1 protein-coding gene is annotated in these 1,056 nt (G+C 53.6%); it reads right to left on the reverse strand.

Translation table 11 applies throughout. The features are described from left to right. Positions 1–235: 235 nt before the first annotated feature. A complete protein-coding gene (locus tag Abci_RS13980) occupies positions 236–973 on the reverse strand; it encodes a TlyA family RNA methyltransferase (protein ID WP_048839783.1) in 738 nt (245 codons plus the stop codon). Positions 974–1,056 lie beyond the last annotated feature (83 nt).

Genomic DNA, 1,056 nt, shown 5'->3' on the forward strand with positions numbered 1-1,056 from the left:
CTGCTGCGTTGTGAGCAGGTGAGACGTGATAAGAGACAGGAGCCGCTGAAGCACCACCAGTGATGCCGCATAGCGCGGTGCTGACACCAAGCATCATGATGAGTTTACGCATGAAGAAAACCATTTCCATTTTTTGGGAACACAAATCTGTTACAGAATTGTGGCAAAAAATGCGGCTCTTCGTCATCCTGAAAATGAATACATAGGTCTAAAATAGTTTTTAAATAAATGGCGATTAGGCCTTCCGCGCGGCAATCAAGAATTCCTTGTTGCCCTCTGGCCCGGTAATAGGGCTTTCCTCAATCCCAAGCACAGTCCAGCCCTCAAGGCCGCGCCACCATTCTTCAATTGTTGCGCACACGCTTTCATGGACGGCAGGGTCCCGCACTACACCTTTTGCGCCAATCTGGTCTTGTCCGGCTTCAAACTGTGGCTTAATCAGCGCCACAGCCCAAGCTCCAGAAGCTGCCAGCTCTAGGGCGGCAGGAAGTACGGTACGCAAGCCAATAAAGCTTGCATCACACACAACAACGGCCGGCGCTATTGGAATAATGCTCGTGTCCAGATTACGGGCGTTGCATTTTTCCAGCACCGTCACGCGGGGGTCTGAGCGGAGTTTCCAGGCCAATTGCCCATGTCCGACATCCACGGCGTACACTGAACGAGCGCCATGAGTGAGCAAGACATCCGTAAAGCCGCCAGTAGATGCCCCTATGTCAAGGCAAACACGATCTAGCGGAGATAAAGAAAAATGCTCCAGAGCATGAGCAAGCTTGCAGCCCCCTCGGGAAACCCACGGATGTGGTTGCCCCCGAACTTCAAGAGGAGCCTCCTCGGGCAACTGATCGCCTGCTTTCGCGATGCGTTTTTCAGCAGAGAACACAAGCCCTGCCATAATCAGGGCCTGTGCTTTTGTTCTGCTTTCAACCAGCCCTCTGTCAACCAGAAGCTGGTCTGCGCGCCTGCGGGCCATATATCAGGCCGTCTGACCTGATACGGCCTGGTCTGACAACGCCACACCTAGTGCGCTGAGAGCGGTTTGTACGATGTGTGGGG

It is taken from the genome of Acetobacter cibinongensis (assembly GCF_000963925.1).
Lineage (GTDB): Bacteria > Pseudomonadota > Alphaproteobacteria > Acetobacterales > Acetobacteraceae > Acetobacter > Acetobacter cibinongensis.